General features: G+C 68.4%; 28 protein-coding genes. 12 read left to right on the top strand and 16 right to left on the bottom strand.

The features are described from left to right. Positions 1-26: 26 nt before the first annotated feature. The 5 genes from lptB to JR064_RS06425 form a co-directional block, all read right to left on the bottom strand. Positions 27-746 (bottom strand): LPS export ABC transporter ATP-binding protein, encoded by a 720-nt coding sequence (gene lptB, locus JR064_RS06405; RefSeq protein WP_191825749.1) that lies wholly within the window; start codon positions 744-746, stop codon positions 27-29. Continuing rightward, positions 746-1,327: a lipopolysaccharide transport periplasmic protein LptA gene (gene lptA / locus JR064_RS06410; protein ID WP_206229167.1), complete on the bottom strand. Its 582-nt coding sequence runs from the start codon at positions 1,325-1,327 to the stop codon at positions 746-748. The genes lptB and lptA overlap by 1 nt, the downstream gene beginning before the upstream one ends. Beyond that, complete coding sequence (gene lptC, locus JR064_RS06415; protein WP_191825747.1) at positions 1,305-1,871, bottom strand: LPS export ABC transporter periplasmic protein LptC; 567 nt, start codon at positions 1,869-1,871, stop codon at positions 1,305-1,307. The genes lptA and lptC overlap by 23 nt, the downstream gene beginning before the upstream one ends. Then, positions 1,868-2,416, bottom strand: coding sequence for a KdsC family phosphatase (locus JR064_RS06420; protein ID WP_179566232.1), 549 nt, complete (start codon positions 2,414-2,416; stop codon positions 1,868-1,870). Before JR064_RS06420 ends, lptC begins: the two co-directional genes overlap by 4 nt. Before the next feature lie 91 nt (positions 2,417-2,507). Beyond that, positions 2,508-3,509, bottom strand: coding sequence for a KpsF/GutQ family sugar-phosphate isomerase (locus tag JR064_RS06425; protein ID WP_206229168.1), 1,002 nt, complete (start codon positions 3,507-3,509; stop codon positions 2,508-2,510). A 52-nt stretch (positions 3,510-3,561) separates the two neighbouring features. Here JR064_RS06425 and JR064_RS06430 point away from each other — a divergent pair, with 52 nt between their 5' ends. The 4 genes from JR064_RS06430 (at position 3,562) to JR064_RS06445 (ending at position 8,940) form a co-directional block, all read left to right on the top strand. Beyond that, complete coding sequence (locus JR064_RS06430) at positions 3,562-3,792, top strand: BolA family protein (protein WP_003478139.1); 231 nt, start codon at positions 3,562-3,564, stop codon at positions 3,790-3,792. Between the two features lie 44 nt (positions 3,793-3,836). Continuing rightward, positions 3,837-5,111, top strand: a complete 1,275-nt coding sequence (gene murA, locus JR064_RS06435; protein ID WP_206229169.1) for a UDP-N-acetylglucosamine 1-carboxyvinyltransferase — start codon at positions 3,837-3,839, stop codon at positions 5,109-5,111. Beyond that, entirely contained in the window at positions 5,108-5,419 is a 312-nt protein-coding gene (locus JR064_RS06440; protein WP_206229170.1) for an EF-hand domain-containing protein, read from the top strand. The genes murA and JR064_RS06440 overlap by 4 nt, the downstream gene beginning before the upstream one ends. A 539-nt stretch (positions 5,420-5,958) precedes the next feature. Beyond that, positions 5,959-8,940 (top strand): TonB-dependent receptor, encoded by a 2,982-nt coding sequence (locus tag JR064_RS06445; protein ID WP_206229171.1) that lies wholly within the window; start codon positions 5,959-5,961, stop codon positions 8,938-8,940. Positions 8,941-9,114: 174 nt separating this feature from the next. On the opposite strand, the gene JR064_RS06450 is transcribed toward JR064_RS06445, so the two are convergent. From JR064_RS06450 to purM, 6 genes are all read right to left on the bottom strand, one after another. After that, the gene (locus tag JR064_RS06450; protein ID WP_206229172.1) at positions 9,115-9,798 is read right to left on the bottom strand and encodes a DUF3108 domain-containing protein; all 684 of its coding nucleotides are present in this window, start codon (positions 9,796-9,798) and stop codon (positions 9,115-9,117) included. A 2-nt stretch (positions 9,799-9,800) separates the two neighbouring features. After that, positions 9,801-10,652, bottom strand: coding sequence for a DUF3108 domain-containing protein (locus JR064_RS06455; RefSeq protein WP_179566223.1), 852 nt, complete (start codon positions 10,650-10,652; stop codon positions 9,801-9,803). Between the two features lie 65 nt (positions 10,653-10,717). Then, complete coding sequence (purN, locus tag JR064_RS06460; protein WP_191825743.1) at positions 10,718-11,371, bottom strand: phosphoribosylglycinamide formyltransferase; 654 nt, start codon at positions 11,369-11,371, stop codon at positions 10,718-10,720. Between the two features lie 3 nt (positions 11,372-11,374). After that, complete coding sequence (locus JR064_RS06465; RefSeq protein WP_206229173.1) at positions 11,375-11,815, bottom strand: hypothetical protein; 441 nt, start codon at positions 11,813-11,815, stop codon at positions 11,375-11,377. 10 nt (positions 11,816-11,825) lie between these two features. Next, positions 11,826-12,452, bottom strand: a complete 627-nt coding sequence (locus JR064_RS06470; RefSeq protein WP_206229174.1) for a DUF2238 domain-containing protein — start codon at positions 12,450-12,452, stop codon at positions 11,826-11,828. A 5-nt stretch (positions 12,453-12,457) separates the two neighbouring features. Then, positions 12,458-13,483, bottom strand: coding sequence for a phosphoribosylformylglycinamidine cyclo-ligase (gene purM, locus JR064_RS06475; RefSeq protein ID WP_206229232.1), 1,026 nt, complete (start codon positions 13,481-13,483; stop codon positions 12,458-12,460). Between the two features lie 128 nt (positions 13,484-13,611). Here purM and JR064_RS06480 point away from each other — a divergent pair, with 128 nt between their 5' ends. The 3 genes from JR064_RS06480 to hda are packed head-to-tail and all read left to right on the top strand — an operon-like array spanning position 13,612 to position 16,612. Further along, a complete protein-coding gene (locus tag JR064_RS06480) occupies positions 13,612-14,730 on the top strand; it encodes a DUF2066 domain-containing protein (protein ID WP_191825740.1) in 1,119 nt (372 codons plus the stop codon). Next, the gene (locus JR064_RS06485) at positions 14,727-15,896 is read left to right on the top strand and encodes an AI-2E family transporter (RefSeq protein WP_185822641.1); all 1,170 of its coding nucleotides are present in this window, start codon (positions 14,727-14,729) and stop codon (positions 15,894-15,896) included. Before JR064_RS06480 ends, JR064_RS06485 begins: the two co-directional genes overlap by 4 nt. Beyond that, on the top strand, positions 15,893-16,612 hold the full coding sequence (hda, locus tag JR064_RS06490; protein ID WP_179566212.1) for a DnaA regulatory inactivator Hda: 720 nt from the start codon (positions 15,893-15,895) through the stop codon (positions 16,610-16,612). Before JR064_RS06485 ends, hda begins: the two co-directional genes overlap by 4 nt. Before the next feature lie 198 nt (positions 16,613-16,810). Here the strand turns inward: hda and murU are convergent, their stop codons facing one another. From murU to JR064_RS06510, 4 genes are all read right to left on the bottom strand, one after another. Then, positions 16,811-17,542, bottom strand: coding sequence for an N-acetylmuramate alpha-1-phosphate uridylyltransferase MurU (gene murU, locus JR064_RS06495; RefSeq protein WP_206229175.1), 732 nt, complete (start codon positions 17,540-17,542; stop codon positions 16,811-16,813). Continuing rightward, complete coding sequence (locus tag JR064_RS06500; RefSeq protein WP_206229176.1) at positions 17,539-18,567, bottom strand: aminoglycoside phosphotransferase family protein; 1,029 nt, start codon at positions 18,565-18,567, stop codon at positions 17,539-17,541. Before JR064_RS06500 ends, murU begins: the two co-directional genes overlap by 4 nt. An 82-nt stretch (positions 18,568-18,649) precedes the next feature. Then, positions 18,650-18,919, bottom strand: a complete 270-nt coding sequence (locus JR064_RS06505; RefSeq protein WP_039956005.1) for a GlsB/YeaQ/YmgE family stress response membrane protein — start codon at positions 18,917-18,919, stop codon at positions 18,650-18,652. A gap of 192 nt (positions 18,920-19,111) precedes the next feature. Beyond that, entirely contained in the window at positions 19,112-20,602 is a 1,491-nt protein-coding gene (locus JR064_RS06510; RefSeq protein ID WP_206229177.1) for a M20 family metallopeptidase, read from the bottom strand. Positions 20,603-20,734: 132 nt separating this feature from the next. Here JR064_RS06510 and JR064_RS06515 point away from each other — a divergent pair, with 132 nt between their 5' ends. The 5 genes from JR064_RS06515 to xopAW all read left to right on the top strand — a co-directional run bounded on the left by JR064_RS06515 (position 20,735) and on the right by xopAW (position 24,134). Further along, positions 20,735-21,142, top strand: coding sequence for a ComEA family DNA-binding protein (locus tag JR064_RS06515; protein ID WP_179566202.1), 408 nt, complete (start codon positions 20,735-20,737; stop codon positions 21,140-21,142). 490 nt (positions 21,143-21,632) lie between these two features. Beyond that, a complete protein-coding gene (locus JR064_RS06520; protein WP_206229233.1) occupies positions 21,633-22,229 on the top strand; it encodes a HutD/Ves family protein in 597 nt (198 codons plus the stop codon). 139 nt (positions 22,230-22,368) lie between these two features. Then, a complete protein-coding gene (locus JR064_RS06525; protein WP_338123871.1) occupies positions 22,369-23,061 on the top strand; it encodes a response regulator transcription factor in 693 nt (230 codons plus the stop codon). 23 nt (positions 23,062-23,084) lie between these two features. Further along, positions 23,085-23,417, top strand: coding sequence for a hypothetical protein (locus tag JR064_RS06530; protein ID WP_206229178.1), 333 nt, complete (start codon positions 23,085-23,087; stop codon positions 23,415-23,417). A 15-nt stretch (positions 23,418-23,432) separates the two neighbouring features. Continuing rightward, entirely contained in the window at positions 23,433-24,134 is a 702-nt protein-coding gene (gene xopAW, locus JR064_RS06535) for an EF-hand domain-containing protein (protein WP_206229179.1), read from the top strand. 400 nt (positions 24,135-24,534) lie between these two features. Here xopAW and JR064_RS06540 read toward each other — a convergent pair whose 3' ends face one another. Next, positions 24,535-25,503, bottom strand: a complete 969-nt coding sequence (locus tag JR064_RS06540) for a phosphotransferase family protein (RefSeq protein WP_206229180.1) — start codon at positions 25,501-25,503, stop codon at positions 24,535-24,537. Between the last annotated feature and the right edge of the window lie 170 nt (positions 25,504-25,673).

Genomic DNA, 25,673 nt, shown 5'->3' on the forward strand with positions numbered 1-25,673 from the left:
AAGGGCGTGGCGCAACGCCCGCGCGGTCAGAGCCTGAAGGTTTCCCCGAGGTAGACGCGGCGGACGTCGCTATTGGCCAGCAGCGCTTCCGGCGCCCCCTGCGCCAACACGCTGCCTTCGTTGAGGATATACGCCCGGTCGCAGATTCCCAAGGTTTCGCGCACGTTGTGGTCGGTGATGAGCACGCCGATGCCGCGTTGCTTGAGGTGGGTGACGATGCGCTGGATTTCGCCGACCGAGATCGGGTCGACGCCGGCGAAGGGTTCGTCGAGCAGCATCATCCGCGGTTTGGCGGCCAGCGCGCGGGCGATCTCGCAGCGGCGGCGCTCGCCGCCGGACAGGCTGGCGCCGAGCTGGTCGGCGACGTGGCCGATCTGCAGTTCGTCCAGCAGCGAGGACAGTTCGCGCTCGCGGCCGGCGTCGTCCAGGTCCTCGCGCAGTTCCAGCACCAGGCGGATGTTGTCGGCCACGCTGAGCTTGCGGAACACCGACGGCTCCTGCGGCAGGTAGCCGACGCCGAGCTTGGCGCGCTTGTACATCGGCAGCGCGGTGATGTCGTTGCCGTCGAGCACGATGCGCCCCGCATCGGCCTCGACCAGGCCAACGATCATGTAGAAGCAGGTGGTCTTGCCGGCGCCGTTGGGGCCGAGCAGGCCGACCACTTCGCCCGCCTCCAGGGTCAGGGCGAACTCGCGCACGACCTCGCGCTGCTTGTAGCGCTTGCGCAGGCCTTCGGCGAGCAGCATCACTGGCCTCCTTGCTTGGCCGGCGTGGTGGGCTTGGCCGGCGTCGCGGCGGGCTTGGCAGCTGGCTTGGCGCCAGCGGCGCCGGCCGGCGCCGCGTTCTTCGGCTGGATCACCGTGTGCACGCGGGTGCCGTCGCCGCCGCCCTGCATGTCGCCGGTCTTGGTGTTGTAGACCATACGTTGGCCGGCATTGGTGCCCTTGGGCGAGGTCATGCGGTAGTTGCCGGTCAACACCACCGTGTCGGTCGGCACCTTGTAGTCGATGTTGTCGGCAACCGCGTCCATCGGCGAGCCGTCGTCCAACTCCTGCTTCAGTGTCGCCTGCTTGCCGGAGAACACGACGCGATCAATGTCGCCGTTCTTGAGGAACAAGTCGGCTTTATCTGCGTGGATTTCAAGTGTTCCTTGAATGATGACGACATTGCCCCAGTAATGGACCTGGCCGTTGTCGGCGAGCATGTTGCCGTCCTGTTTGTCGGACTTGATGTCCATCGGCTGATTGCGATCGGACGACTTGGCCATCGCCAGTGCGGGCAGCAGCAGGGCGAGCAGCGCGAGCTTAGCGGGCAGCGTTGGGTTCATAGCGGGTCTTGACCTGTGAAAGGAGCTTGTACTGCCGGGATTTCAAGTCGACCTCGAAGCCGACGCCGGACTGCATCATACCGGGCCGGGTCATGGTGACCGGTTCGGCGGTGCGCGCGGTGCTGGTCTGCGGGAAGACGTCCAGGCTCTGGGTACGGAAGGTGGTGGGCGGGATGCTGGGCACCTTGGGGCTGTCGCCGGCGACGTCGCCGCGCAGGCGCAGTTCGGTGCCGTCGGCGCTGACCCAGCCGGTCTTGCTGCGCATTTCCCAGTGCTGGCCGTTGGCGTCCGGCATCAGGAACAGCGGGGTTTCGATCGCCATGGTCTGGTCGGCGCGGCTGCGTTCCATCTGCGGCGCGCGCAGGGTCATCGACTCCTTGCCCTGCTTGTCCAGCGCGACGATCTGGAAATCGTGCGCGATGTAGTCCGAGCGGGCCTCGGCGTCGCTCGTCGGCACCCGCTTGCTGCGCTGGTGCCAGGCCGACCAGCCGCTGACCACGGCCGCGACCAGCAACAGGCCGCCGAGAACGGTGCGCCAGCTCATGCGCCATGCTCCTGCAGCAGGGAGGGGACGTGGCCTTGCGCGGCCAGCAGCACGTCGCACAGCTCGCGTGCGGCGCCTTCGCCGCCGCGGGCGCGGGTCAGCCAGTGCACATGCTCGGCGGTCCACGGATGCGCATTGGCCGGGGCCACCGCCAGGCCGACCACGCGCAGTGGCGCCAGATCCGGCAGGTCGTCGCCCATGAAGCACACCTGCTCCAGGCTCAGCCCGCGTTCGTCGCACAGCGCCTGCACCCCGGCGCGCTTGTCCTTGACCCCGATCTGCACCAGCAGGCCCAGTTCCTGGCCGCGCTTCTCCGCGGCCAGGCTGGGCCGCGCGGTGATCAGCGCCACCTCGATGCCGTGCCGGCGCAGCTGCACCAGGCCCTGGCCATCGAGCACGTTGAACGCCTTGCTCTCGTTGCCGTCGCGGTCGTAGTACAGGCGGCCGTCGGTCAGCGTGCCGTCGACGTCGAAGCACGCCAGGCGGATCCGGGCGGCGCGGTCGATCAGGTCGGCGGGAAGGTCGGCCAGCGGGGAATAGGGCATGGTTCGCTATATCGGGGCGGGAAGGCCGGCTTTCCAGCAGGCCAGGGCCAGCGGCGCAGGGCGCCGGCGGGCGGTGAACAAGTTCAGGCTGTTAAACCACTCTGGCGCGCAACAGGTCGTGAATGTTGAGCGCGCCGACCGCGCGGCCGTCGCCGTCGACCACGATCAAGCCGTTGATCTTATGGGTTTCCATCAGCCGTGCGGCCTCGGCGGCGAGCTGGTCGGCGCCGATCGTGCGCGGCTGCCGGGTCATCACGTCGGCGATGCGGGTCTGGCGCACGTCCAGCGCGCTGTCCAGGGTACGGCGCAGGTCGCCGTCGGTGAACAGGCCGAGCAGGCGCCCGTCGCCATCGACCACCGCGGTCATGCCCAGGCGCTTGCGGCTCATCTCCACCAGCGCTTCGCTGAGGCTGGCGTCCTCGCGCACCCGCGGCAGGTCGTCGCCGCCGTGCATCACGTCGGTGATGTGCAGCAGCAGGCGCCGGCCCAGGCTGCCGGCCGGGTGCGAGCGGGCGAAATCGTCGGCGGTGAAGCCGCGCGCGTCCAGCAGCGCCACCGCCAGCGCATCGCCCAGCGCCAGCGAGGCGGTGGTGCTGGAGGTCGGCGCCAGGTCCAGCGGGCAGGCCTCGGCCGGCACGCTGACGTCCAGGTGCAGGTCGGCCTCGCGGGCCAGCGTGGACTGGGCGCGGCCGGTCATCGCGATCACCGCGTTGCCCTGGCGCTTGAGCACCGGCAGCAGCATCAGGATCTCGTCGGATTCGCCGGAATAGGACAGCGCCAGGACCACGTCGGCATCGGTGATCATGCCCAGGTCGCCGTGCCCGGCCTCGCCCGGATGCACGTAGAACGCCGGGGTGCCGGTGGAGGCGAGGGTGGCGGCGATCTTGCGCGCCACATGCCCGGACTTGCCCATGCCGGTGGCGACCACGCGCCCGCGCGAGGCCAGGATCAGCCGGCAGGCGGCGGCGAACGCGGCGCCGATGCGCGCGCCGACCGCGCCCAGCGCAGCCTGCTCGATCTCGACCACGCGGCGGCCGCTGGCGACCAGGCTGGCGTCGTCGATCGCGGCGGGGGACAGGGGCGATACAGCCATGCGGATGCCGGTCGGAGGGTAGAATGGCCAATCATTTTATTAGGAAAGCCCGTTGGACGCCGAAACCATCCGTAAACTGATCGAGGCCGGCCTGCCCGGCGCGCGCGTGCAGGTGCAGGGCGACGACGGCGTGCACTTCGAGGCCACCGTGGTCAGCGCCGCGTTCGCCGGCAAGCTGCCGCTGGCCCGCCACCGCATGGTCTACGCGACGCTGGGCGAGCTGATGGGCGGGGCGATCCATGCGCTGGCGCTGACCACGCTGACCCCCGAGCAGGCCGGCTGAGCCGCGTTCCGTTCCGTTTCTTCTTTTCGAATCCCCCGAGACCCATGGCCAAAATCGTAGTGACCGGCGGCAACGCGCTGCACGGTGAAGTGAACATTTCCGGCGCCAAGAACGCGGTGCTGCCGATCCTGTGCGCGACCCTGCTGGCCGATGCGCCGGTGGAGATCACCAACGTGCCGCAACTGCACGACGTGATCACCACGGTGAAGCTGCTCGGCGAACTGGGCGCCGAAGTCACCATCGACGAAGGCACCCTGGCGCGCGGCAGCGCGATCACCGTCGATCCGCGCAAGGTCGACCAGCACGTCGCGCCGTACGAACTGGTGCGCACCATGCGCGCCTCGATCCTGGTGCTGGGCCCGCTGCTGGCCAAGTTCGGCGCGGCCGAAGTGTCGCTGCCCGGCGGCTGCGCGATCGGCTCGCGGCCGGTGGACCAGCACATCAAGGGCCTGCAGGCGCTGGGCGCGGAGATCAGCGTCGAGAACGGCTACATCAAGGCGACCAGCAACGGCCGCTTGAAGGGCGGCCGCTACGTGTTCGACATGGTCAGCGTCACCGGCACCGAGAACGTGCTGATGGCCGCGACCCTGGCCGACGGCACCACGGTGCTGGAGAACGCGGCGATGGAACCGGAAGTCACCGATCTGGCCGACTGCCTGATCGCGCTCGGCGCCAGGATCGAAGGTGCCGGCACCTCGCGCATCGTGGTGCAGGGCGTGGAGCGCCTGTCCGGCGGCCGCCACGCGGTGCTGCCCGACCGCATCGAGACCGGCACCTTCCTGGTCGCCGCGGCGATGACCGGCGGCAGCGTCACCGTGCGCCGCGCGCGCGCCGACACGCTCGACGCGGTGCTCGACAAGCTGAGCGAGGCCGGCGCCACCATCGAGAGCGGCCCGGACTGGATCCGCCTGGACATGCATGGCAAGCGCCCGCGCGCGGTCAGCCTGACCACCGCGCCGTACCCGGCGTTCCCGACCGACATGCAGGCGCAATTCATGGCGCTCAACTGCGTGGCCGACGGCGTCGGCGTGATCAACGAGACGATCTTCGAGAACCGTTTCATGCACGTCAACGAACTGCTGCGCCTGGGCGCGGACATCCAGGTCGAAGGCCATACCGCGATCGTGCGCGGCAACGAGCGGCTCAGTGGCGCGCCGGTGATGGCCACCGATCTGCGCGCCTCGGCCTCGCTGATCCTGGCCGGGCTGGTCGCCGACGGCGACACCACCATCGACCGCATCTACCACCTGGACCGTGGCTACGAGAACATCGAGGAGAAGCTGGGGGCGCTGGGCGCGTCCATCCGGCGCATCGCATGATCCTCAAGGGCCGCTTCACCCGCCGGCGCAAGGTGCTGCTGGCGGTGGTGATCCTGGTGCTGGCCTGGGTCGGTTACGCCTGGTACGCGGGCATCGCCATCACCCAGGGCATCGAACAGCGCGACATGGACTGGAACGGCGACGGCCAGGTCAGCCGCAGCGAGATCGCGCAGGCGTTCTACGCGGTCGGCGTGACCCGCACCCAGGACGGCCCGCGCCAGTGCAGCACCTTCTACTGGCGCGACAGCGGCGCGCAGATCCGCGTGGACTGCCGCACCACGTTCGCGCCGGCCGACCACGCCAAGTAGTCGGCGGCCACGGCTCCGCCGTCGATCGCGGCGGCCGCGCCAAGGCCGGGCGTTGCCACGATGCAACGCCCGGCGCTTCGCATGCGGCGCGTCTTGCGCCTGGATGGCGGCATCGGGACGGCCGCACCGGATGGCGTGGAAGCTGCGCACGCAGCCGCTTGGGGTGCGCCACAAAGCGCATATGAACGTTTTATGAAGAACGGCGCGCCGATTTGCAGCTCGCCGTTCATGCGTGGCGCCGTTTGTATCGGTGACCGCAACGACTGAAATTCTGCTGGACAAGCGTTTTCTGCGCAGCGCGCGGGCAAAGCGTGTCCGCAATGTCGTGGTTCTTGCCTGAACGTCGTGATTGCGTGGAGCGGCGGCGATGCCCGGTAAACGTCCGGCGCAACCCCGATGCGTAAATGCGGGTCAAGCCTTCGTAGGAATTTCGTTAAGAGCCTGCGTAACGGCGACTCCGTCTTCCGCCCACGTGCGCGTCTCTCGCCGCGCGTGCCGCGGAAGGCCCCCAACGCCTCGTCCTGCAAGAACCCGCCCTCATGAGCCAGACACGTTCACGCCACTCGTTCAAACCTACCGTAATAGCCACGATGCTGGGCCTGTGCCTGGTGCAGGGCACTGCGCTGGCGCAGAGTACCGCCGGCGACATCGCCGGCAGCGCGGCCTATGTGCAAGGCGTGCAGATCCAGATCAAGAGCCTGGATAGCGGGACAGCCCGCGTCGTCGCGTTGGGCGCGGAAGGCAAGTTCCGCATCCCCGCGCTGCCGAGCGGCAGCTACGATGTCAGTCTCATCGAAAACGGCAATGTGGTCGCCACGCGCAATGTGATGGTCGTGGCCGGCAAGACGGTGACGGTCGATTTCGGCGAGCCGGCGACGAAGTCGTTGCGCGCCGTCACGGTCAAGGCGCCGATCGTGGTCAACGGCATCGACACCAGCAGCGTCGAATCGCGCAGCACCTTCAATGCCGCACAGTTGAACGAACTGCCGTTGCCGCGGGACGTGAGCAGCGTCGCCCGCATGACCCCAGGCACCTCGCAGGGCAGCGGCTATTTCGGCAACCTGAATTCGTTCGGTGGCGCGTCGGTGGCCGAGAACGCGTACTACGTCAACGGCATGAACATCACCGACTCCTACGACAGCCTGTCCTTCAGCGAGGTGCCGTGGCAGGCGATCGACCAGCTCGACGTGCAGACCGGCGGCTATGGCGCCGAGTACGGCTTTTCCACTGGCGGCGTCACCAGCGTCAACATCAAGCGCGGCACCAACGAGTGGCACGGCGGGGTGAGCATCGATTCGGCGCCGGACGCGTTGCGCGCGCACCTGGACGACGAGTATTTCCGCAGCGGCAGCCTGTACCGCCCGCAAAGCAACAACACCACCAACTCCAATACCTACTCGCTCTGGGAAGGCGGTCCGCTGATCCAGGACAAGCTGTTCGTGTTCGTGATCGGACAGTTTCAGCGCAACACCGGCAGCGTCTGGAACGGACGCACCGCGTCCACCAGCACCAGCAGCACCAGCTACGACTACAACACCAGCAAGCCGTACAAACTGGTCAAACTGGACTGGTTCCCGAACGATCGCAACCATCTGGAATTCACCGGCTTCGACGACAGCAGCCGGACCAGCTACGACTATTTCAAGACCTCGTTCAGCGGCGACGAGGTGACCCGGACCACTTACAACGGCCGGCTCGTGTCCAAGAGCGGTGGTCCCACGACGGTCTTCAAGTGGACCAGCAACCTGACCGACAATCTGACCGCGTCGCTGCAATACGGCAAGATGAAGACCGTCAGCGAGCAATACACCAGAAGCCCGGACGGCACGACGACGACCTACGACGGCGATGTGAATTCCACCAGCAGCTCCGGCTGCCCGGTCACCTTCTATGCGTCGCGCTATACCGGTGCCGAAAACAGCTGCTACGCCAGTTCGACGCTGGGCATCAGCAATGGCTACAGCCAGCGCGAGGACACCCGGCTCGATTTCCAGTGGACGCTGGGCAACCACGATCTGTCCTTCGGCTACGACTACAACGACTTCACCGCTCGCCAGGGCACTTCGTATTCCGGCGGCCACTACTACTACTATTACAACGACAACTACGTCTACGACTACGTCTACAAGACCGGCGGCACCGTCGAGGTGAAGCAGAATTCGTGGTACGTGCAGGACAAGTGGCATGTCACCAGCAATTTCCTGCTGTCCTTGGGCATCCGCAACGACGGCTTCAAGAACTACAACACCGCCGGCGACGTGTTCGTCAAGCAGGACAACATCTGGCAGCCGCGCCTGGGCTTTTCCTGGGACGTGAACGGCGACGGCGCGTCGCGTCTGTTCGGCAACCTGGGACGCTACGCCCTGCCGATCGCCGCGAACGTCGCGTTGCGCGCGGCCAGCGCCTCGGTCTACTCGGAGACGCTGTACAGCTACAGCGGCGTCAGTTCGACCGGCGTGCCGCTCAACGCCTCGCAGATCGGCGACACCTACTACTACAACGGCGAGAACGGCACCTCGCCCAATGCGACAAGCGTGACCAGCAAGAACCTCAAGCCGTATACCCAGGACGAGGCGATCCTCGGTTACCAGTACACCTTGAACACCCAGAACGACTTCCTCAACAGCTGGGTGCTGGGAATCAAGGGAACCTACCGCAAGATCCACAACGCCATCGACGATACCTGTTCGACCCAGTCGCTCTACAACGCGGCCACTTCCGCCGGCTACGACACCTCGGCATGGGACGAGTGGACTGCGCCGGAAGGCGCTTCGGGTTGCTGGCTCTACAATCCCGGAAGCTCCTCCACCGTCAGTGTCGACGTCGATGGCGACGGCAAGCTCGACACCATCACCATGTCCGCCGATTCGCTCGGTTCCAAGGCCCGGCGCACCTACAAGGCGTTGACCCTGAGCGCGGAGAAGTCCACCGACACCTGGTATGCCAACGTCAATTACACGTGGTCGCAGAGCAAGGGCAACTACGAGGGCCTGGTCAAATCCAACAACGGCCAGTCGGATACCGGAACCACGGCGGATTTCGATTTCGCGCAGATCATGCAAGGCGCGTACGGCTTCCTTCCCAACGACCACATGCACACGCTGAAGCTCTATGGGGCCTACAAGTTCTCACCGGAATGGCAGGTCGGCCTGTCCCTGCAGGTGCAGTCGGGCGCTCCGGTCAGCTGCTACGGCGGCGGCTACGGCACCTTGGATACCTACTACGGCTATGGGGCGCAGTGGCACGTGTGCAACGGCGAGATCAGCACCCAGGGAACGCAGGGGCGCACGCCGTGGACCTTCAACGCCAGTCCGAATCTGGTCTACAAGCCTGCCGCGATCAAGGGCCTGACGGCGCAGCTCTCGCTGTTGAACATCTTCAACAACGTCAAGCCGCTGCAGGTGTATCAGGCCTACGAGACCGTGAGCTCGTCCGGTACCAGCTACTACGAGTACTACAAGCTCGGTCAGTACTACCAGACGCCGCGCTATGCACGTCTGCAGCTGATGTACGAATGGTGATGCGCCGGCGCCGTGCCCGAATGCACGGACGGCGGACCCTGGCGTCCGCCATCGGCTAAAAAAAACCCCGGTCTCGGCCGGGGTTTCTTTTATGCGGAAGGGCGTTGCCGGCGTGCACGGCGCGGAAGATCTGGCGGTCCGCGCCTTGGGCGAGCTTTGCCGCCCTTGCGCGGATCAGTGCAGCGTCTTGATGGTCAGGTCCAGTGCGTCCTGGCCGTTCTCGCGCTGCAGGATGCGTACCGGCACCGGCATGTCCGGCACGATCCAGGCGATGATTTCCTTGGAGCCGTCGCTGCGGCTGACCTTGGTCGCCTGCTCGCTCTTGCCGTTGACGGTGATCGCTTCCTTGCCGGCCACCTTGTAGGTCATCGGCTTGGCGCGGCCCTCGTCGACCATGCGGTAGCTGGGGGTCTTGCCGGCGTTGACGTCGCGCGCGATCGCCAGGTTGATCAGCAGCGCGTCCATGTCGCCGGGCTGCAGCTTCACCGGGCCACGGCGGTCGGGCTTGATGTCGCCGGCCCAGGTCGCCTGCGCGGTGCTCCAGTCGTAGTTGGCGGTCACCGCCTTCTTCTTGATCAGGAACAGCGAGCGGTCGTCGCTGCTGAGCGGGCGCAGCTGCCCGCCCTTTTCCTCGAACACGGTGCTCTGGCTCAGGTCGGCGACCTGGTTCTTGATCGACAGGCTGTAGCGCCAGCGGTTGTTGCCTTCGCTGGCCAGGGTCATCAAGCCGTTGGCCTGCATGCCCATGTAGCTGGCCTGGTAGTCCGCCTTGAACGGCTCCAGCGCCAGGGCGGGCAGGCTGGCCAGCGCCAGCAGGGCGGCGGCGACGGCGGACAGCGGGCGGGCGATGCGTGTCATGGTCAGACTCCTTGGTATTCGGTCAGGCGCAGGTCGATGCGGTCTTCGCCGTCTTCGCGCTGCAGGATACGCACCGGCGTCGGCACGCCGTTGGCGATCCACAGAATGGTCTCATTCTTGCCGCCGTTGGTGCGCGACACGCGCAGCGCGTCGTAGCTGATGTCGCCGACCTGCACCGTCTCGGTCTGCTCGGCGGCGTGGTAGATGTGTTCGCGCACCCGGCCGACATCGACGAAGCGGTAGGTCATGGTCTTGCCCGGCTGCGCGTCGCGCATGATCGACAGGTTGATCAGCAGCGCGCTCTGGTCGCCGGGCTGCAGCGGGATCGGCTGCTGCCGGTCCTTCTTCAGGTCGCCGTCCCAGCGCGCCACGCCCTTGCTCCAGTCGTAGACGCCGGTGACCTTCTTGCCAAAGAACATCGCCTTCTTCACCGTGCTCTGGCTCTGCGGCACGTAGCGCCCGTCCTGGGTGCGGAACACCGTGCTCTGCTCGATGTTCAGGCCGAGGATGCTGGCGAAGCCGCTGCGGCCCTGCACGCCCAGGTCCACGCGCCATTCGTCGCCATTGCCGTGGCTGACTTCCATGCGCGCGTCGCCGGCCTGCTTGCCCTTGTACAGCGCCTGGTAGGTGGCCACGAACGGCTGCAGCGGCGGCGGCGTCCAGGCTTCGGCCGGCAGGCCCGGCGCCGCCGCGGCAGGCGCGCCGGGTGCGGCGGCCGTGGCCGGTGCGGCCTGGGCCGATGCCGGTGCAGATGGCGCAGGCGGCGGCGCCTGCGCGAGCACGCCGACGGCTGGCGCCAGCAGGCCGAGGCTGGCCACGGCGAGAACAGCGAACTGACGCGGAAGGAGCTTCATGGGATGGCTGCGAGGGAGGGAAGTTGGGCGCGAACACGACCAGTGCGCTTCGCGCTGCGACGTATTCAGGGAATCAGCATGCCCTGGCAATCTAGGCGCAGCGGACTAAACCGGCACTGACCGTCGAGCCAGACCCTGCCATCCCGTTCAGCCAGGCGCCCGGACGCAGCCAGCTGCAGCGCCGCGCACAGCAGCTGGTGCTCGCGCGGCAACAGGCGTTGCGCCAGGTCCTCCGGGCGGTCGCCGGGCTGCACCGGCACCCGCACCTGCGCGACCACCGCGCCGGCATCCAGTTCCGGCACCACGAAGTGCACGCTGGCGCCGTGTTCGGCGTCGCCGGCCGCCAGCGCCTGCGCATGCGTGTGCAGGCCGCGGTACTTGGGCAGCAGCGACGGGTGGATGTTGAGCAGGCGGCCGGCGAAGCGCTGCACGAAGCCGGCGCCGAGGATGCGCATGTAGCCGGCGCAGACGATCCAGTCCGGCTGCACGGCGGCGACCGCGTCGCCCAGCGCCTGGTCGAAGGCGGCGCGGTCGGGGAAGCTGCCAGGCGCCGCCGACCAGCGCTGTGCCGGCGCCACCTTGGCCAACGCCGGCGCCTGCGCGCGGTCGCTGAACACGCCCGCCACCTGCGCGTCCAGCGCGCCGGCGGCGATCGCGTCGAGCAGCGCCTGCAGGTTGGAGCCACGGCCGGAGACCAGCACCGCAAGACGGATCGTCATCGGCTACGCCTTCCGGAACAGGGCGATGGCGGCCGGGCGCTGCAGCACCAGCAGGGTCCACACGCCCAGTGCCGTGCCCAGCGGGAAACCCAGGCAGGTCACCACGGCGGTGGCGTTGCACAGCAGCAGGCGGCGGCGCTGGCGCAGCGCGCGCCCGGTCAGCACCTTCAGGATCAGCGAGACCAGCCCGAACGCCAGCAGCATCGACAGCAGCACGATCGCGACCACCCCGGCCTGGGCCTGGTCGGGGCTCTGGCCGACGGCGTTGAGCTCGGCCTCGCGATGCACGCCGTAGGCCAGGAGGCCGCCGACCAGCAGCAGCATCAGGCACTGCAGCCCCGCCATCACGGCATACAGCATCGCCAGGGTGCTCAGCTCGGACTCGGCACGCAGGGTCTCGGCGTGGGCGATGTCCGCAACGGGAAGGGGTGGGGGCAGTGCCATCGTCCGTCTTCTAGTGCGGGGAAGGGGGCAGGCGCCCGCCGCGCTGCCACGGCCAGGCGCTCGCGCAGCCCAGCGTGGCCAGCAGCATGTCCATGTGCGCGTCCCACGGATCGCCCTGCTGGCCGTTGTAGGACTCGGCCTGCTCCGGCGACAGCAGCAGCGCGATCAGCCACTCCAGCCATTCGTAGAGCAGGCTGGCGCACATGATCGCCATCGTCGCCAGCACGAACGCCTGCCGTGCGGTCAGCGCCGGCCAGCGCTGACGGGCGTAGTCGCGCAGCGCCGGCGCGAAGCACAGCCCGAACAGCAGGTGGATCAGCCGGTCGGTGTGGTTGCGCTGCCAGCCGAACGCGGCGTTCGGCGACCAGCCGCCGCTCAGCGTGCGCAGCCACTGGTCGTAGGGCACGTTGGAATACAGCCAGTGCGCGGCGATGTTGTGCACGCTGATGAACGCGCAGATCGCGGCGAAGTGCGCGCTGCGCAGCGGCCAGCGGCGGTCGTGCCAGACCAGCCAGGCGATGCCCAGCACCGCCAGCGAACTGTGCATCGCCTGTTCCGCCGGCCACAGCGTATGCACCCAGCTGGCGGCGAACACCGCCAGGGTCAGCGCCAGCCAGGCGCGTTTGCCCGCCGCCATGCGGCTCAGCCGATGTGCACGCGTTCGCCGGCGCCGGCCGCCACCACCGCGCCGATCTGCCAATGCGCCAGGCCCAGCGTGTCCAGGCTGCGCTCCAGCGCGGCGATCTGGTCGGGCGCGGCCACCAGCACGAAGCCGATGCCGCAGTTGAAGGTGCGCCACATCTCGCTGTCGGCGACCGCGCCTTCGCGCTGCAGCCATTCGAACACCGGCGGCAGGGTCCAGGCGCTGGCGCGGATGTCCAGGCCCAGGCCGTCGGGGATGACGCGGATGATGTTCTCGGTCAGGCCGCCGCCGGTGATGTGCGCCATCGCGTGGATGCCGTCGGCGTGCTCGCCGCGCAGCAGCGACAGGATCGGCTTGACGTACAGCGCGGTCGGCGCCATCAGCGCGTCGGCCAGGGTGGTGCCGCCGAGCTGCAGCTCGGCCGGGCGCCCGGCGCGGTCGTAGATGCGGCGGACCAGCGAATAGCCGTTGGAGTGCGGGCCGGAAGAGGCGATGCCGATCAGCACGTCGCCCTGGCGCACCTTGGCGCCGTCGAGCAGCTGCGACTTCTCCACCGCGCCGACGGTGAAGCCGGCCAGGTCGTACTCGCCTGGCGGGTACATGTCGGGCATTTCCGCGGTCTCGCCGCCGATCAGCGCGCAGCCGGCCAGTTCGCAGCCGCGGGCGATGCCGCCGACCACCGCCACGGTGGTCTCCACGTCGAGCTTGCCGGTGGCGAAGTAGTCCAGGAAGAACAGCGGCTCGGCGCCCTGCACCAGTACGTCGTTGACGCACATGCCGACCAGATCGATGCCGATGCTGTCGTGCCGGCCCAGCTGTTGCGCCAGCTTCAGCTTGGTGCCGACGCCGTCGGTGCCGGACACCAGCACCGGCTCGCGGTACTTGCCGGACAGGTCGAACAGCGCGCCGAAACCGCCCAGCCCGCCCATCACTTCGGGGCGGAAACTGCGCTTGACCAAGGGTTTGATGCGTTCGACGACGGCATTGCCGGCATCGATGTCGACGCCGGCGTCGCGGTAGGTCAACGGGGCGGCGGCGGGGGTCTTGGGAGTGGTCACGGGCGGTGGCGTCGGCGGAAAGACGGCGATTTTAACAGGCCGCATTGGCGCTACGACCGCATTCGGGCAACAATTCGCCCCGGATACGCCGAGCAATGGAACCTTCGATGCGCCGCAGCCTTGCCTTACTCCTGTCTTTCGCGCTGTGCCTGCCTGCCGCGGCCGCCCTGGCCCAGGCCGGTCTGCGCACCGAAGGCGACGTCGCCGGCGCGCAGAGCCCCTACGACGCCGAGGTGCCGGTCAACAGCCAGAGCGAGGCCGACCGCAACGGCGCGGTGGCGCGCGCGCTGGGCGTGGTGCTCGGCAAGATCTCCGGCGACCGCGCGGTGATGTCGCGCCCGGGGGTGACCCAGGCGCTGCGCAACGCCAAGAACTTCGTCGACAGCTACGACTACCGCCAGGACCAGGGCACCTCGCCGAGCGGCGCGCCGACCTTCCGTACCACCTTGATCGCGCGCTTCCGGCAGAGCGACGTCGACGGCCTGGCCGCGGCGCTGGGCCTGCCGCTGTGGCCGCAGCCGCGGCCCAAGCCGGTGCTGTGGCTGGCGATCGACGACGGCAGCGGCCCGCGCCTGGTCGGCGTGCAGCAGTCCAATGCCGCGCGCAGCGTGCTGGACCGGGCGATCGAGCGCGGCTACCGGCTCGGCCTGCCCACCGGCAGCGCCGCCGAGCAGGCGCTGGTCGGCGCGATCTGGCGCCAGGACACCGCCGCGGTGGCCAGCGCCTCGTCGCGCTACAGCCCGCCGATGCAGCTGATCGGCAAGCTGTACCGCAGCAAGTCCGGCGGCTGGACCGCCGACTGGGTGTTCGTCGACAGCGGCAAGACGCTGTCCAGCTGGTCGGTCAGCGACGCCGACGCGCGCCGGGCCATGGCCGCCGGCGCCGACGGTGCCGCCGACGCGCTGGTCAAGCGCTACGCCAAGGCGGCCAGCACCGGCCCGGCCGGCGTGTACCGGGTGGTGATCAGCGGCATCCGCAGCGCCGACGACTACCTGCGCGTGTCCGCGGCGCTGCAGAACACCTCGGTGGTGCGGCGCATCGTGCCGATCCAGGCCAGCGGCGACCGCCTGGAACTGGATCTGGACCTGCTCAGCGGCGTGTCCGGGCTGAACCGCATGCTCGGCGCCGACAGTCCGCTGCAGCCGGTGACGGTGCCGGTCGAGGGCGGTCCGATCATCCTCAATACCGAGCGCACGGAGTACCGGCTCAAATGACGCTGTCCCCCGAAGCGGAAATCGCCCAGTTCCTGCGCCGCCTGAAATGGGCCGCGGTGATCCTGGGCGTGCTGTGGGTGATCGCGCTGCTGGCGCCGATTCTGACCCCGTTCGTGCTGGCGCTGCTGCTGGGCTGGCTCGGCGATCCGCTGGTCGATCGCCTGGAGCGCGCCGGCCGTTCGCGCAACATGGCGGTGACCCTGGTGTTCGTGCTGATGCTGCTGTTGCTGGTGCTGGCGCTGCTGATCCTGGTGCCGATGCTGGAGCGGCAGATCGTCACCTTCATCGATGTGCTGCCGCAGGCGCGCGACTGGTTCACCGGCACCGCGATCCCGTGGGCCGAGCAGAAGACCGGGCTGCAGCTGATGGCCTGGCTGGATCCGGAGCGGCTGATCGAATGGATCCGCGGCCACTGGCAGCAGGCCGGCGGCGTCGCCGCGACCTTCTTCGGCTATCTGTCGCGCTCGGGCTTCGCGATGGTCACCTGGGTGGTGAACCTGGTGCTGCTGCCGATCCTGACCTTCTACTTCCTGCGCGACTGGGACATCCTGGTCGAGCGCGTGGCCGCGACCATCCCGCGCAACCACGTCGCCACGGTCGGCCGCCTGGCGCGGCAGTCCAACGACGTGCTGGGCGCGTTCATCCGCGGCCAGTTCCTGGTGATGCTGGCGCTGGGGGTGATCTACGCCGGCGGGCTGAGCCTGATCGGGCTCAATCTGGGCCTGCTGATCGGCATCGTCGCCGGCCTGATCAGCTTCATCCCGTACCTGGGCGCGACCACCGGCATCCTGCTGGCGATCCTGGCGGCGCTGGTCCAGTCCAAGGGTTTCGACCTGCAGCTGATGATCCTGGTCGGCGTGGTGTTCACCGTCGGCCAGTTGCTGGAAAGCTACGTGCTGACCCCGCGCATCGTCGGCGACAAGATCGGCCTGCACCCGGTGGCGGTGATCTTCGCGGTGATGGCCGGCGGCCAGTTGTTCGGCTTCCTCGGCATGCTGCTGGCGCTGCCGGTGGCGGCGGTGGCCAACGTGCTGCTGCACTACCTGCACGAGCAGTACCGGCAGAGCGAGCTGTATGCCGGCGACAAGTCGGCGATCCTGCTCGATGGCAGCGCCGAGCGCGCGCCGCTGATCGAACTGCCGCCGCGTAGCCCCGACCAGCCGTGAGCGTGCCGCAGCTGCCGTTGGCGTTGCGCTATCCGCCGGAGCAGCGCTTCGACCGCTATGTCGGCGCCCCGGCCGGCCTGCTGGCGCAATTGCAGGCCGTCGCCGACGGCCGCGACGTGGACTGGATCTACCTGTCCGGTCCCGCCGGCACCGGCAAGACCCATCTGGCGCTGGCGCTGTGCGCGGCGGCCGAGCAGGCCGGGCGCAGCGCCGCCTACCTGCCGCTGCAGGCCGCGTCCGGGCGCCTGCGCGACGCGCTGGAAGCGCTGGAAGGCCGCGACGTGGTCGCGCTGGACGGGCTGGAGGCGATCGCCGGGCAGCGCGAGGACGAAGTGGCGCTGTTCGATTTCCATAACCGCGCGCGCAGCGCGGGGGGCACCCTGTTGTACACCGCGCAGGCGATGCCCGACGGGCTGGCGCTGAATCTGCCCGACCTGCGCTCGCGGCTGGCGCAATGCACGCGCATCGCGCTGTCGCCGCTGGACGACGCCGGCCGCGCCGCGGTGCTGCGCGAGCGCGCGCAACGCCGCGGGCTGGTGCTGGAGGATGCGGCGATCGACTGGCTGCTGACCCATGCCGGCCGCGACCTGGCCGGCCTGGTCGCGTTGCTGGAGCGGCTGGACCGCGAATCGCTGGCGGCGCAGCGGCGGGTCACGGTGCCGTTCTTGCGCAGGCTGGGAATGGGGAGTGGGGAATCGGGAATGGGGAAAAGCTGACACTCCGCAACCGGAAGCCGTGCTGCGAACTCGGTGAGCGATTTTTCCTGCTTGGGCGATGCACGGTATCCCCGATCTCCCAAGAATTCGACGCACGCGTTCGCATTTCATCGGCCGTGCCCTGGCGTGCCGTTCTCGGAATCGACGTTCTTGGAGGTGGCTGCGCGCCAGCGTGACGCGGGCAACCCCGCGGGAACCTCAGCTTTTCCCCATTCCCGATTCCCCATTCCCGATTCCCAGCTCTCCATCCAACGCTGCCAACCGCTGCGGCGTGCCGACGTCGGTCCAGCGGCCGCGATGGTGCAGGCCATGGATGGCGCCGTCGCGCATGTGCGCACGCAGGATCGGCGCCAAGGCGAATCGAGGCGGCGTGCCGTGGTCGGCAATCGGCGTAGCGAACGCCGCCTGCCAATCGCGCAGCAGCTCCGGCCGATAGACGCCCACGCCGGCGTAGGTCAGCAGCGGCGCGCCGTCGCTGCGCAGCGTGGCGTCGGCATGCAGCGCGAAATCGCCGTGCGCCGCATAGGCCGGCGGATCGACCAGCACCAGCTGCGCCAGCCCGGCCGGCTCCGGCGCCAGCTGCGCGAAATCGAAATCGGTCCAGATGTCGCCGTTGACCAGCAGGAACGGCGCCGGCCCGAGCAGCGGCAACGCGTGCAGCATGCCGCCGCCGGTCTCCAGCGGCGTGGCGCCTTCGTAGGAATAGGCGATGCGCAGGCCGAACGCGCTGCCGTCGCCGAGCGCCTGCGGGAACTGCTCGGCCAGCCACGAGGTGTTGATCACCACGTCGCGCACGCCCAGCGCAGCCAGCTTGCGCAGGTGCCACACGATCAACGGCGTGCCGCCCACGCTCAGCAGCGGTTTGGGCGTGCGTTCGGTCAGCGGCCGCATGCGTTCGCCGAAGCCGGCGGCGAAGACCAGCGCCTTCATGCTCCAGCCGCCGCGCGCTGCGCCAGCGCCGGCTTGATCCGCGTCTCCAGCAACTGCGCCAGCGGCTGCAGGGCGGGGTGGCGCGGCAACACCTCGTCGAGGTAGCCGATGAAGCGCGGCACGTTGTCCAGGTACCAGGCCTTGCCGTCGCGGTAGTTCAGCCGCGCGAAGATGCCCAGGTTCTTCAGGTGCCGCTGCACGCCCATCCAGTCCGCATCGCGCAGGAACTGGGCCAGCGGCGGCAGCGCGATCCCGGCCTGCAGCGCGCGCGCGTGGTAGCGCGCCAGCCAGCCATCGACCCGCGCCAGCGGCCAGCTCACCGTGGTGTCCTTGAACAGGCTGACCGGATCGTAGGCGACCGGGCCGAGCACGCAGTCCTGGAAATCCAGTACCGCGGGGCCGTCGGCCACCGGCATCAGGTTGCGCGGCATGAAGTCGCGGTGCACCAGCACCCGCGGCTGCGCCAGCGCGTTGTCCATCAAGCGGCGCTGCACCAGTTCGAGCGCGTCGATTTCGGCGCAGTCCAGGTCCAGGCCCAGGTGCCGACGCAGGAACCACTCGTCGAACAAGCCCGCGTCGCGCTGCAGCAGCGCCTCGCCGAACACGCCCAGTTCCGGCGGCGGCGCGATCGCCTGCAGCCGCAGCAGTTGCCCGAGCGCGGCATCGAAGTGGGCATCGGCCGAGGCAGCGTCCAGCGTCTGCGCCAGGGTCGGCCCGCCCAGATCTTCCAGCAGCAGGAAGCCGGCCTCCGCGTCCTGCGCCAGGATCGCCGGCACGCGCACGCCGCCTTGCTGCAGTAGCGCATGCATGCGCAACCACGGACGCACGTCCTCCAGGCCGGGCGGCGAATCCATCAGCACGCGGCTGGCGCCTGCGCCGTGGCTGCGCCAGTAGCTGCGCCAGCCGGCGTCGATCGACGCGCGCTGCAGCGTCGCCTGCGTATCGCCCAATGCGGTGCGCGCCCAGTGTTGACGTTGTGCTGCGCGCAGGTCCGGCGCGTCGGGAAGATCGGTGCTGGAACTCATCGGTACGCTGCGGCGGACATTGGCCGCACAGCGTAAACGTGCGGCGTCGGCATGGCGAGCCGTGCCGGCGCCGCGGTGCGGCCTAGCGCTTGCCGAGGAACAGCCGCAGCAGCGCGAGCAGGGCGATGGCGCCGAGCAGCGCACCGAGGAAGCCGGCCGGCTCGCCGCGGCTGTACCAGCCCATGTAGTGGCCAAACCAGCCGGCCACCAGCGCGCCGGCGATGCCGAGCAAGACGGTGAACAGGCAGCCGGAGCGGCCGCCGCTCGGACCCAGGAAGCGCGCCAACAGGCCGACCACGAAGCCGACCAGGATGACGTACAGCCAACTGTCGCTGCCGAACAGGTTGTGCATGGGAGCGTACCGAAACGTGGAAGTGAAGCGGATCGTGCCAGATTCGGCCGCCACGCGGCGTACATGGCGCAGTGGCGGGCGACGCCCTTTAAGCGGCCGTGCAGGCGCGGCTCACGCAGGCGCTGCAGCGATGCACCGGGTCTGGCCGCGCCCGCAGCATGGCGGCCGTCGTCGCCGACGGCCGCCGCACCCTCAGCAGCAGCCGTGCCCGCCGTGCTGCTCGCCGCCGGCCACCGCGGCGCTGCCGGTGGTCTCGCCGCGCACGCTGGCCGCATGGTGCTCGGCGATCACCCTCGACACGCAGGCGGTGACCCGCTTGCCCATCGGGATGTGCAGGAACTCGTTGGGCCCGTGCGCGTTGGAATGCGGGCCGAGCACGCCGGTGATCATGAACTGCGCGCCGGGGAACTTCTCGCCGAGCATGCCCATGAACGGGATCGAGCCGCCTTCGCCCATGTACATCGCCGGCTTGCCGAACGCCGCCTGCGAGGCGGCCTCGATCGCGTCGGTCAGCCACGGCGACTGCGCCGGCGCGTTCCAGCCCGAGGATGACTTCTCCAGCGCCAGCGACACCTCGGCACCGTACGGCGGGTCGCGCAGCAACACGTCCTTCAGCAACTCGCCGGCGCGCTTGCCGTCCAGCGTCGGCGGCAGGCGCAGCGACAGCTTCACCGCGGTCTGCGGGCGCAGCACGTTGCCGGCCGAGGCCAGCGGCGGCAGGCCGTCGGCACCGGTCACCGACAAGGCGGGGCGCCAGGTGCGGTTGAGCACCAGTTCGGTCAGGTCCTCGTCCATCGGGGTCATCCCCGGCAGGAACGGGAACTTGCTGTAGACCTCGTCGCCGAGCACCTCGGCGACCTTGCGCGCCTGCGCCAGGCGTTCTTCCGGAATCTCCGAATACAGGCCCTCGATCTTGATCTTGCCGGTGGCCTCGTCCTCCAGCCGCGACAGCAGGTCGCGCAGCACGCGGAAACTGGACGGCACCACGCCGGACGCATCGCCCGAATGCACGCCTTCGCTGAGCACCTTGACGCTGAAGTTGCCGCCGGCCAGGCCGCGCAGCGAGGTCGTGCACCACAGCTGCTCGTAGTTGCCGCAGCCCGAATCCAGGCACACCACCAGCGACGGCTTGCCGATGCGTTCGGCCAGGTGGTCGACGTAGGCGGGCAGGTCGTAGCTGCCCGATTCCTCGCAGGCCTCGATCAGGATCACGCAGCGCGCATGCGGGATGCCCTGGTCCTGCAGCGCCAGGATCGCGGCCAGCGAACCGAACAGCGCATAGCCGTCGTCGGCGCCGCCGCGGCCGTACAGGCGGTCGCCCTTGAGCACCGGCGTCCACGGACCCAGGTCGTCGTCCCAGCCCGTCATCTCCGGCTGCTTGTCCAGGTGCCCGTACAGCAGCACCGTGTCCGCGCCGGTCTCCGCGCCGGTGGCCGGCACTTCCAGATAGATCAGCGGCGTGCGCCCTTCCAACTGCACCACCTCCACCGCCAGGCCAGGGATGGCCTGCGCGCGCGCCCAGCGCTCCATCAGCCGCACCGCATCGTCCATGTAGCCATTGGCGACCCAATCGGCGTCGAACATCGGCGATTTGTTGGGGATGCGGATGTAATCGACCAGTTGCGGGATGATGTCGTCGTCCCACTTCTCGCTCAGGAAACGGTCGATCTTGGCACTGTCCATGGAGCACTCCAGCTTTGTTGCAAAAGAAAGTGACGCACATTCTACGCCGCGACCGCCGTGTAGGGTTTTTCCTACACGTTGACGCGCCGTTTACCTGCTGTTTGGAAAGGGCGTTGGCGATAGGCTGTACCCATGTGGCGAGGGATGCTTTCGACACCGGCAGGAGAGGCCGGTGAAGTCCCCATCCAAGTCACAAGGAGTGTTGCCATGCAGTCTTTTATCGTGGTCCTGAAGTCTCTGGTCCTGGCGTTGCTGCTGACCGGTTCCGCGCTCGCCGCGGACAAGGTCAACATCAACTCCGCTAGTGCAGCGGAAATCGACCGGGTGTTGTTGAACGTGGGTGCCTCCAAGGCACAGGCGATCGTCGACTACAGACAGGCACACGGCCCCTTTAAAAGCGTCGAGGACCTGACGCAGGTGAAGGGAATCGGACTCAAGACGGTCGAACGGAACCACGACCGGATCGAAGTGGGAGCCACGAAGGCGACCACGCCGACGGTAGCCAAGACGGCAGCCGCCAAGCCGGTGGAAAGGCGTTAAACGGATTTAAGGATTAAACGGATTTAAAGGCATTCAAGGGATTTGAAAGGACAGAGGATACGGCTGGCGCAGGACGCGCGGTCGCGACCTCGCTGAGCAGGACGCTCAGCGGGGGAGGCAGGAAGCCGACAAGGACGTACATCGTCGCCCGGTGTTGCACAATGACGTGCAGCCGGGCGACGTTTTTTATGGGCGAAGGTTTTTTGTCGGGCGCTTCGCGCCGGTCTGCTCGCCGCGATCCGGTACTCCTGCTGTCGGTGGCTGCCAGAGCGGCGCGCCGATGCGCCTGCGCCGGCGAGACCCGCCGACGTCGCCGAACGGGCGATGGCCCGTCGCGATTCTCGCAAGACCGCTGGCTGGCGCTCGCCGACGCCGTTCGTACTTGCCGACGGCTGGGGGGTAGGCGCGGGAAACCGCAGATGCCTGCCGATGTCGCTGCCTCCGGCAGCGCCGCCGGATCGTGCAGAATGCGCCGATGGACTGGTGCAACATGCCTTCGCGGGTGATCCCCGCCAACGACTACCGCCGCGAGCGCTGGCGTAACGGACTGGGTTGGACGCGGGAGATCCTGCGCCTGCCGCAAGCGGACAGCGACGACTGGCTGCTGCGCCTGTCGATCGCCGAGATCGAGCAGGACGCGGCCTTTTCCAGTTTTCCCGGCATCGATCGGGAACTGGTGCTGCTGCGCGGCGCCGGCCTGCGCCTGCGCTTCGACGACGGCGCGGTGCACCTGCTCGAGCCGCCGTATGCGCGGCTGCGCTTCGCCGGCGAGCGGCCGCTGCGCGGCGAACTGCTCGACGGCCCCACCCACGACTTCAACCTGATGTGGCGTCGCGACCGCCTGCGCACGCAACTGCTGCATCGGCCGCTGGTCGGGCCGATGCTGTTCTTCGCCGAACCTGGAATTCGTTGGGTCGTTCATCTTCTGGCAGGGCAGGCGCAGTTCGATGAGGGCTGCGGATTGCCGCCGCTGGCCGCCGGCGACAGCGCCTGGTTGGCCGCCAACACCAGGCAGCGCTTCGCTTTGAGCGGTGGCGGCGAGCTGCTGGCGATCTGCATCGAGCCGCTGGCGACGCACGCCGACTGAGCTTCCTGCGCCACGCGCGTGGCTCTTGCGGGGTTGCCGCCGACCGCGTCCAATGCGCGAACGCGGCTATCCCGGAGCCGTGGACCGGAACGAACAGGTGGCCTCGGATAACAGCAGGTGGTTGGCGAAAGTATTGGTAGTGGACGACGACGCGGCCTTGCGCGACCGGATTCGCGATTATCTGGCCCGTTTCAACTTGCAGACCCACGATGCCGAAAACGGCGTGCAGCTGTATGCGCAGCTGGCGGCCGATCGCTACGACGCGGTGCTGCTCAATGCCGGCCTCGGCGGCGGCGAAGGGCTGAACCTGTGTCGGCAGCTGCGCGACCGCGGCGGCATCGCGATCGTGATGATGGCCGACCAGGCGGAGCCGGTGGATCGGGTGATCGGCCTGGATCTGGGCGCGGACGACTATTTGAGCCGGCCGCTGGACCTGCGCGAACTGGTGGCGCGGCTCAACGCGGTGTTGCGGCGTACCCGTGCGGCGCCGCCGCCAGCGCCGGCGCAGGACGGCGCGTGGCAGGTCGATGCCTACCGGCACCAGGCGGTGGCGCCGGATGGGCGCGCGATCCCGTTGTCGCCCAGCGAATTGCGCTTGATGGCGGTGTTCCTCGAGCAGCCTGGCAACGTGCTCAGTCGCGAAGACCTGCGGGCGGCGATCGGCGACAGCGACGGCAGCGTTCCCCAGGGCGGTCGCGGCATCGATCTGCAGGTCTCGCGGCTGCGGCAGAAGCTGGGCGACGACCCGCTGGTGCCGCAATGGATCCGCACCGTGCGCGGCAAGGGCTATCTGTTCGAGCCGCACCGGTTGGGGATGCCTGCCGCACGCTGATCCCGTGCCGCGTTGCAGGCGGCATGGAGATCGCTTCAGTCGTGCCTGCACGCCGGGCATCGCCGATCCGCGTATCAGCTGCCGGTACCGCTCGCGGTGCCGCGCATGGCCGCGCCCATGCGGCCGGCGCGATGAGACTGCCGGCGCGCGCGCGGCACGTGTTCGACCAGCGGATGCCGCGCGCCGCATCGCATCGTCGGTCGCGGCTGCAATGTGATGTTTATCGCGTGTTTCAATATCGATACAAAGCCGATATCTGGCTGACAAACCCTGCATCGACACTGCCTGCGTCGGGTTGCCGCGTCGGCGCAGCCATGACCGCAGCGATGGCTGCATTCCACGACTGCACTTCATGACCACAGGGGGTCAACATGATCAGCAGCATCAGCAGTGGCAGTTCGGCCTATGCCGTCAGCCGCACCAGCACGGCCAGCAGTGCGCTAGCGCAGACGACGCAGGCCGAAAAGCAGAATCCGCTCCAGCAATTGTTCAAGAGCATCGACAGCGACGGCGACGGCAGCCTCAGCAGTTCCGAGCTGAGCACGGCGTTGAAGTCCAGCGACAGCGACACCGATTCCAGCATCGATATCGATGGCTTGCTTGGCATGCTCGACCAGGATGGCGGCGGCACCGTCAGCGAAAGCGAGTTCGCCCAGGCCTTGCAGCCGCCGCCGCCGCGTAGCGATGGCGGTGGCGACAAGGTGGACGCCGAATCGCTGCTCAACAGCCTGGACACCGATGGCGACGGCACCATCAGCAGCGAGGAGTTGAGCGCAGCGAGCCAGGGCAGCGACAGCAGCGATCTGTTCGCCACGCTCGACAGCGACCAGGATGGGGGGATCAGCCTGCAGGAGCTGAAGGAAGGCACGCGTCCGATGGGACCGCCGCCGCCGCGAGGGGGGGAGGGCAGCGATGCCGCCAGCGCCGGTACCGGCAGTTCCAGCGCCTCCAGTTCAAGCAGCGACAGCAGCGCGCAGGATGCCTATGCCTTGCTGGCCCAGCTGGCATCGAACCAATACCGCAGCTTCGGCGGCGCCGCCAGCGCATCGAGTTCGTTCTCCGTCGCCGCCTGACCGCGGCGGTCCGCCCTCGTGGCGGACCGGCCGCCGCGTCGTGCGCCGCTGGCGCACGGCAAGTCCGGTGCCGACGCAGCGTAGGGATCATCCAGGCGATTCGCACGGCATCGGCGCGCGCATTGCGCATCCCGCATGTTTCGGGGCACGCCTGCGGACGGCGGTAAGCGCGCACTCGCCGGCATTGCCGACCTGGCTCGCATGATCGTGCTTCATGTGCATCGGCGCCCAATGGAGCGATGGCGTACGGCCGCTTCCGCGTTTCCCGCGACAGGTCACGTTCGGCCTGTGCCTCGGCCAGCGCACGGCGCTGGCGTGCTGCGCCGGCGCCGTGTCCGGCAACGTGCATCGCAGGCGATCGGCCGACGACGCGCTCGCGCAGTTCAGCGCCGGTCCCGGCTCACAACGGGAACAGCTGCAAGGCGATCTGTTCCCAGGTGTCGCGCGGTCCGCTGATCGGAACCTGCTGCATGCAAAAGCCGATGTCGGAATCGGGCCTGATCAAGGCGGTGGCCATGAGCCGGCGGCGCAGGGTTGGCGCATCGTAGCCGTCGAGCAGGCCATAGGCATCGAGCAGCGCCTTCACCAGAGTCGGGTCGCCTTGCGCCATGAAGATCAGTGGCGTCAGCAACTCGAACAGATCGCACTGGCCGACGATCGCGTCGCCGAAATCGAGCAGCCCACTGAGGGTCCATTTCCCCTGGATGTGGTGCGCCATCAAATTCCAGGGATGGATGTCCATGTGAATGAAGCGCGGCTGCGCGGGTGGCGAAAAATCGCCCGCCGCCTCGATGTAGGGCAGGACCTGTGCCGCCAGATGCGCGGGCATCGCATTGCGCCGATGCCGCGCGAGGCAATCGGAGATCAGCGTGGCGATGTAGTGGCGCCACTCTACCCGGATCGCGATGTCGGCCTCGAACGCGACGCTGCGCAGCTCGCGCAGCAGCGTTCCCACTTGCAGCATGATCGAACGCTTCTGGCCGACCTCCAGGGCCGGCCAGACATCGGCCAGCGAGGAGCCCGGCAGTCGGCTGCAGATCACGAACACCCAATTGTCGACCACGCCGCCGCCAAGGAGACGCGGCGTCTGCAGCGACAATGTGCCGTCCAGCAACGGTGCGACGAGGCGCTCCTTTTCGCCTTGCTGGCGCCAGTTGGGCGGCACCAATTTGACGATCACCTCGTCGCCAAGCTGGAACAAGGCATTGGCGCCCTCGGGGATCCGCGTCCAGCGATCGCCCGGCAATCGAAACGCTTGTCGAAGCCGGTCCAGTACCGGCATCCAGTCACTCAATGGCGCGCGCGCGATGAGCTCGCAGGACTGGGCAATGCTGGGTTGTTCGGGCAAACAGGCGACGGAGATTTTCATTGCGGAAGGTGCTGGCGTTGCGCACGCGATCATACGCCGGCACGCCTTGCCGCCGCCGCCGCGCGGGCTTTCGCGCGTGTCATGCATCGGGCGGGGAAAGAAGTCTGCGAGATCGCGTCGTCCCATTGTCGGTAGTGGGATGACGCGCGCGTGGCGAACCATCGCACTTA

Origin of the sequence: Xanthomonas bonasiae (genome assembly GCF_017163705.1) — a bacterium.
GTDB classification, from domain to species: Bacteria; Pseudomonadota; Gammaproteobacteria; order Xanthomonadales; family Xanthomonadaceae; genus Xanthomonas_A; species Xanthomonas_A bonasiae.